4 protein-coding genes and 1 pseudogene are annotated in these 7,342 nt (G+C 73.5%); all 5 read left to right on the plus strand.

The annotated features are described in order from the left end of the window. Window positions 1–261, plus strand: a pseudogene (locus tag SSP24_RS41590) (DNA polymerase III subunit gamma/tau); the annotation flags it as partial. 165 nt (window positions 262–426) lie between these two features. After that, window positions 427–1,680, plus strand: a complete 1,254-nt coding sequence (gene purD / locus SSP24_RS41595; RefSeq protein WP_141316329.1) for a phosphoribosylamine--glycine ligase — start codon at window positions 427–429, stop codon at window positions 1,678–1,680. A gap of 385 nt (window positions 1,681–2,065) precedes the next feature. After that, window positions 2,066–4,378 (plus strand): M48 family metalloprotease, encoded by a 2,313-nt coding sequence (locus tag SSP24_RS41600; protein ID WP_167529870.1) that lies wholly within the window; start codon window positions 2,066–2,068, stop codon window positions 4,376–4,378. Between the two features lie 385 nt (window positions 4,379–4,763). After that, a complete protein-coding gene (locus tag SSP24_RS41605) occupies window positions 4,764–6,293 on the plus strand; it encodes a N,N-dimethylformamidase beta subunit family domain-containing protein (RefSeq protein ID WP_141316333.1) in 1,530 nt (509 codons plus the stop codon). Window positions 6,294–6,362: 69 nt separating this feature from the next. Beyond that, window positions 6,363–7,262 carry a phosphoribosylaminoimidazolesuccinocarboxamide synthase gene (locus tag SSP24_RS41610; protein WP_141316335.1) on the plus strand — a complete coding sequence of 300 codons (900 nt, stop codon included), beginning with the start codon at window positions 6,363–6,365 and terminating at the stop codon, window positions 7,260–7,262. The last annotated feature ends 80 nt before the right edge of the window (window positions 7,263–7,342 follow it).

The raw sequence follows: 7,342 nt of genomic DNA on the forward strand, positions 1-7,342 counted from the left end.
GGTACTGCGACCGCCCAGCGCCCGGCGCCGACGCAGGCCACGGCGGCCGCCCCCGCCCAGCCCACCGCCGCACCGGCCCCGGCCGCGATGCCCGCCCCCACCCCTCCGCCGCCCTCCGCGCCGGAGCCGCCCCCCGTCTCCATCGAGGACGACATCCCCGAGGACGACGACCCCGACCTCGACGAGTCGGCCCTCTCCGGCCAGGAGCTGATCGTGCGGGAGCTGGGGGCGACGGTGGTGGAGGAGATCTCGAACGACTGACAGCAAGCGACTGACAAACAAGCGACTGCCAACAAGCGGGTGTCAACAACCGACTGACAGCAACTGACGCCATCCCTGTTTTAGAGAAACCCACAACCCCCCACCCCCCACCCCTTCGGCATCCCCCACAAACCACCCCCACCTGCTCCCGCTAGGCTGACCCCCGTGAAGGTCCTCGTCATCGGTACCGGCGCCCGCGAACACGCCCTGTGCCGCTCCCTGTCCCTCGACCCCGCCGTCACCGCGCTGCACTGCGCCCCCGGCAACGCCGGCATCGCCGAGGTCGCCGAGCTGCACCCCGTCGACGCCCTCGACGGCGCGGCGGTGTCCGCGCTGGCCGCACAGCTCGGCGTCGACCTGGTGGTCGTAGGCCCGGAGGCCCCGCTGGTCGCGGGGGTCGCGGACGCTGTGCGCGAGGCGGGCATCGCCGTGTTCGGCCCCTCCAAGGAGGCCGCGCGGCTGGAGGGATCCAAGGCCTTCGCCAAGGACGTCATGGCCGCGGCCGCGGTCCCGACCGCCCGTTCGTACGTCTGCACGACGGAAGCGGAGGTCGACGAGGCGCTCGACGCCTTCGGCCCGCCGTACGTCGTCAAGGACGACGGCCTCGCAGCGGGCAAGGGCGTCGTCGTCACCGCCGACCTCGACGCCGCGAAGGCGCACGCCCGCGCCTGCGACCGCGTCGTCATCGAGGAGTACCTCGACGGTCCCGAGGTCTCCCTCTTCGCCGTGACCGACGGCGAGACCGTCCTCCCGCTCCAGCCCGCCCAGGACTTCAAGCGCGCGCTCGACAACGACGAGGGCCCGAACACCGGCGGCATGGGCGCGTACTCCCCGCTGCCCTGGGCCGACCCGAAGCTCGTGGACGACGTCCTGCACAGCGTCCTGCAGCCGACCGTCGACGAGCTGCGCCGCCGCGGCACGCCGTTCTCCGGCCTGCTCTACGCCGGTCTGGCGATCACCAGCCGGGGCGTAAGGGTCATCGAGTTCAACGCCCGGTTCGGCGACCCGGAGACCCAGGTGGTCCTGGCCCGCCTGAAGACCCCCCTCGCCGGCATCCTCATGGCCGCCGCCACCGGCAACCTCGCCAACCTCGAACCCCTCCGCTGGAGCGACGACGCGGCCGTCACGGTCGTCGTGGCCTCGCACAACTACCCCGGCACCCCCCGCACGGGCGACCCGATCACCGGCCTCGACGCGGTGGCCGAGCTGGACGCCCCGCACGCCTACGTCCTGCACGCCGGTACGAAGCGCGACGGCGACGCCGTCGTCAGCGCGGGCGGCCGCGTCCTGTCCGTCACCGCGACGGGCGGCGACCTCGCCGAGGCCCGCGAACGGGCGTACAGCGCCGTCTCCCGCATCCACCTGGACGGCTCCCAGCACCGTACGGACATCGCGGCGAAGGCGGCGACGGGCGCATAACCCACACGGCCCGACACCCGCACACCGCCTGCACCAGGCCCACACCGCCCACACCACGCCGACGATCACCGGCGATCAATGACGATCACTGACGATCAGCTGCCTGACCTGGCACGACACAGGCCCCGGACCCTTCGGATCCGGGGCCTGATCCTTGCCCTCCGTCATCCACCTCTCCCCAAAGCCATTCCATCGAGTGACCGATGTCCCATCCGGCTGACGGGGGCCGGGGCCCCAACTAGGGTGCGGCGCAAGCGTTCCGGCACTTGGCCCACCGGCATTGCGATGTCAGTGGTGGGTGCCACAGTGGGGGAGTGAGCAACGCCAGGACAGCCAGGACTGCCAGGACGGGAGGGGGTGAGGTCAGGACGTGACCGGCATCGGTATGGAAGCGGGGACGCAGACCGCGCGTTCCCGGGCGCTGGCCGTGCTGCGGATCCGCAGCCGCGCGCTGGCCGTCGCCGTGCTGCCCGCGGCCGTCGCCGTGGTCCTGCTGGCGGGCGGTTCCACCGGCCATCTCGTCGGCCGGGGCTGGGACATCGCCCGCTGGGCGGTGAGCGCGCTCGCGCTCCTGGCCCTGCTGGCCGCCGGCGGCTTCGCGCTGCTCCTCGTACGGGCCCGCCCGGCCGTGAGCCCCACGGTCCCGATCGGCGAGGAAGCGGCCCCCGACCTCTACCGGCTGGTGCGGGACCTCGCCGACCGCCTCGACGTCCCCGCACCCTCCGCCATAGCGCTCACCCCCGACTGCGACAGCTGGCTGGAGGACCGCACCCATCCGGCGCACGGCCCCCCGACCCCCGCGGACGACCCCGACGAGATGGCGGGGCTCATACGACGGCACGCCACTCGCCGTACGACGGCCAGCCCCGTTCTCGTCATAGGCTCCCCGTTCCTGTGGTGGATGCGCGTCGGCGAACTGCGCGCGGTCCTCGCCCCGGTCGTCGCCGGTACGGGCCCCTCGGCGCACCCCGACATAGCCGCTGCCCGGCGCTTCGTGCGGGGCCTGGACGCCGCGGTGGCCGTCGTCTCGGCACCGGGCCGCCGCCCCGTGGTCCGCACGGTGTGCGCGGGCGTCGGCTGGCTGGCCCGCCTGCTGCTGCGCGGCTGCCGGGAGCACGCCGCCGAGATGGAGCGCGGGGTCGCCGCCGCGGCGGCCGAGCGTGCACAGGCTGTGGATTACGGGCTGCGGATCGTCGCGCAGGAACAGGTCGGGTTGGCGTACGCCGGCTGGGACCGCCTGCTCACCCGGGTCGCGCTGCCCGCCTGGCGGATGGGCCGCTGGCCATCCCGGCTGGACGCGGGCGTCGTCGCGGCCCTCACCGAGTTGTCCCGGCGCGACCGCCTGGCCGAGGGCTTCGCCTCCCGCCTCGGCGAGCGTCCCGCCTGCGACCTGCTCGAAGAGCCCGGCCTGGTCGACGAGGCCGCCTCCCTGCTCGCCGCCCGCCTCTTCCACGGGGGCCCGGCGGAGTCCGGCCCCGACTGGTCGCCGGTGGACTGGCAGGAGTACCCGGACGAGGTCGTCGACCGCAAGTGGCGCACCGACGCGGCCCGCCTCCACCGCGTCCTGGACACCCTCGGCGTACGCCGCACGACCCGCGACACCGACCACGGCCCCACCCTGGCCCGAGTCCTGGACCACCTCACGGAAGCACCCCCGACGCCGGACCACCACACCGCCCCCGGCACGCCCGCGGCCCGAAACACAGAGTCGCCCCCAACCCCAGAAACAGCCCCGGCCGCAGGCGGAGCGCCGGGCACAGCCCCGGACCCGGCGGCAGGCGCAGTGCCGGGCACAGCCTCGGACCCGGCGGCAGGCGCAGTGCCGGGCACAGCCTCGGACCCGGCAGCGGGCACAGCTCCAGAAGCAGGCCCGGACTCCGGCGCAGCCCCTGCCGCAGGTGGATCGCCGGGTATGGCCCCGACCCCGGCCGCAGGCGCCGTGCTGGGTGCAGTCCCGACCCCGGCCGCAGGCGCCGTGCCGGGTGCGGCGCCGAGCGCCGCCGCGGGCGCAGCCCCAGAGGCAGGCCCGGACTCCGACGCGGCCCCTGCCGCAGGTGGATCGCCGGGTATGGCCCCGACCCCGGCCGCAGGCGCCGTGCCGGGTGCGGCACCGACCCCCGCCGCAGGCGCAGCCCCAGACTCCGACGCAGCCCCTCCCGCAGGCGCAGCGCCGGGCGCAGCCCCGGACCCGGCCGCAGGCGAAGCGTCGGGCACAGCCCCGACCCCCGCCGCAGGCGCAGCCCCATACACACCCCCAACCTCCGACCCAGACACAGCCCCAGAAGACCCCCCACCCACCGACCCCCGCAGCGCCGCCCTCGCCGCAGGCCTCAGCGCGGAACTCGCCCGCGAGGAGGCCACCAGCTCCCCACCCCGGGCAGCCGCGCCCACCCCCACCCCCGACGCCCTCTGGGACGACGGCGCCCTCCCCCTCTTCCCGCTCCAACCCCCACGCACCCCTCGCGAGCTGCTCGCCGACCACGTCACCGCCATGGTCTGCTGCGCCGCGATGGACACCGCGGGCGCCACCCCCGGCCTGGACTGGCTCGACGGCCCGTCCCTCCTGGTCAAGGGCGAACGCGCGACCGATCTGACCCCCAGAGTCCTGAGCCTCATAGAGGACGGCGACCCGGCCCCGCTGAGAGCCTGGCTGGCCGAGGCCGGGATACGCCCGGAGAAGCCCGTACGACTCGTCTGAGCACGTCGGCCGCCCATCCCCGGACCCACCCCCCGGACCCACCGCCCGGACCCACCGCCCGGACCCACCGCCCGGACCCACCGCCCGGACTCACCGCCGGACCCAACCCCCGGACCCACCCCCGGACCCACCCCCGGACCCAACCCCCGGCCCCATCCACCAGCCGCATCCCCAGCCCCCGTCCGGAGCCCCCGCTTCCGCTTTGGGTCAATTCGAAACGAACCGTGACGGACTCCGTGCGGAATGTGATGTGCTGGGTCTGAACACGCACGTGGCAATCGCGCTCGACATAAGACAGTCATACGAACGCCCCGCGACAGCGATCAGCACAACAACGCGACAGCGAGCAGCACAACAAAACGGCGCCGAGGGAGGGGAAGCGACCATGGGGTCGGAGCAGATTCGCCGCTGGGAGTCGGGAGCCCTGGCACACGCCGTGACGGATCCCTTCGGCCAGGGCCCACTCCCCTGGCTGCGCGGCAGCGAGACGTACTTCGACGACACCGGAAAGGTGGTCCCCTGGTACCTGGACCCGGCCCCCGGCGCCCAGCAGACCCACACCCCCGGCGCCCTGCAGACGCAGACCCCGGGCACCGCCACCCCCCGCGTCCCCGCCCCCCGCTCCGGCGGCCCCCGAGCCGCCGACGACGTACACCGCCAGATCAAGGGCTTCGTCTCCACCGGCGCGGTCGCCCCCGGCGAGGCCGTCGACTTCCATGTCACCGTCGACCCGCCCCAGGAATTCGCCGTCGACATCTACCGCATCGGCCACTACAACGGCGACGGCGCAGCCAAGATCACCACCAGCCCCCGCCTCTCCGGCATCGTCCAGCCCCCACCGCTCACCGCCGACCGCACGGTCTCCTGCCACCACTGGTGGCTGTCCTGGCGCCTGCAGATCCCGTCGCACTGGACCGTCGGCGCGTACGTCGCCGTCCTCACCACCGCCGACGGCTACCGCTCCCACGTCCCGTTCACGGTCCGCGACGACCACCCGGCCGACCTGCTGCTGTTACTCCCGGACGTCACCTGGCAGGCGTACAACCTCTATCCGGAGGACGGCCGCACCGGCGCGAGCCTCTACCACGCCTGGGACGACAGCGGCCGGCTGCTCGGCGAGGCCGACGCCGCGACGACCGTCTCCTTCGACCGGCCGTACGCGGGCGCGGGCCTGCCCCTGCACGTCGGCCACGCCTACGACTTCATCCGCTGGGCCGAGCGCTACGGCTACGACCTTGCCTATGCCGACGCCCGCGACCTGCACGCCGGCCGCGTCGACCCCACCCGCTACCGGGGCCTGGTCTTCCCGGGCCACGACGAGTACTGGTCGGCGAACATGCGGCGCACGGTCGAGCTGGCCCGCGAGAACGGCACTTCCCTCGTCTTCCTCTCCTCCAACTCCATGTACTGGCAGGTGGAGTTGGGCCCGTCCCCGTCCGGCACCCCGGACCGCCTCCTGACCTGCCGCAAGCGCAAGGGTCCGGGCAGGCCGGTGCTGTGGCGCGAGATCGACCGCCCGGAGCAGCAGCTGATCGGCATTCAGTACGCCGGCCGGGTCCCCGAGCCGCATCCGCTGATCGTCCGCAACGCAGGGCACTGGCTGTGGGAGGCGACCGGCGCGCACGAGGGCGACGAGATCGCGGGCCTGGTCGCGGGCGAGGCCGACCGGTACTTCCCGCGCACCCCGCTTCCGGACCACGACGAGCGCATCCTGCTTGCCCACTCCCCGTACACCGACAGCGAGGGCATCCTCCGCCACCAGGAGACGTCCCTCTACCGCGCCCCCTCCGGCGCCCTGGTCTTCGCGGCCGGAACGTTCGCCTGGTCCCCGGCCCTGGACCGCCCCGGCCACGTCAACCCGGTGATCCAACGCGCCACGGCCAACCTCCTCGACCGCATCTGCAAACGCGACTGACCCGAAGTCCTCGATCAACCACGGGTGAGGCAGAATCGGGGCTGTTGGACAGAACCACGGGGAGGAACCGTGTCCGGATTCGTCGAAAAGCCCGAGCCGACCGAGGTTCCGGGTCTGGTGCATCTGCACACCGGCAAGGTGCGCGAGCTGTACCAGAACGAGGCGGGCGACCTCGTGATGGTCGCCAGCGACCGTATCTCCGCCTACGACTGGGTGCTGCCGACCGAGATCCCTGACAAGGGCCGCGTCCTCACCCAGCTCTCCCTGTGGTGGTTCGACCAGCTCGCCGACCTGGTCCCCAGCCACGTCCTGAGCACTGACCTCCCGGCCAACGCCCCCGCCGACTGGGCGGGCCGCACCCTGGTCTGCAAGTCGCTGCAGATGGTCCCCGTGGAGTGCGTGGCCCGCGGCTACCTCACCGGCTCCGGCCTGGTCGAGTACAACGACTCCCGTACGGTCTGTGGCCTAGCCCTCCCCGAAGGCCTCGTCGACGGCTCCGAGCTTCCCGCCCCGATCTTCACCCCGGCCACCAAGGCCGAGGTCGGCGAGCACGACGAGAACGTCTCCTACGAGGAGGTCGCCCGCCAGGTCGGCGCCGACACCGCCGCCCAGCTGCGCCAGGCCACCCTCGCCATCTACTCCCGCGCCCGCGACATCGCCCGCGACCGGGGGATCATCCTGGCGGACACGAAGTTCGAGTTCGGCTTCGACGGCGACACCCTGGTCCTCGCCGACGAGGTCCTCACTCCCGACTCCTCCCGCTTCTGGCCGGCCGACCAGTGGCAGCCGGGCCGCGCGCAGCCGTCGTACGACAAGCAGTACGTCCGTGACTGGCTGACCTCGCCCGAGTCCGGCTGGGACCGCAAGAGCGAGCAGCCCCCGCCCGCCCTGCCGCCGCAGGTCGTGGACGCCACCCGCGCCAAGTACGTGGAGGCGTACGAGCGCCTGACGGGCACCAACTGGTCGTAACCGAACGCCCCCGGACCGAAAACCGAAACCCCCGGACCGAACGGAAAAAGCCCCCCGGCCGAAACCGGGGGGCTCATACA

Source organism: Streptomyces spinoverrucosus (genome assembly GCF_006539505.1).
Classification (GTDB): Bacteria; Actinomycetota; Actinomycetes; order Streptomycetales; family Streptomycetaceae; genus Streptomyces; species Streptomyces spinoverrucosus.

Excerpts from the sequence above, each read along its gene's own strand:
- SSP24_RS41600 (WP_167529870.1), top strand. The coding sequence starts at position 2,066 with ATGGAAGCGGGGACGCAGACCGCGCGTTCCCGGGCGCTGGCCGTGCTG.
- SSP24_RS41605 (WP_141316333.1), top strand. The coding sequence starts at position 4,764 with ATGGGGTCGGAGCAGATTCGCCGCTGGGAGTCGGGAGCCCTGGCACAC.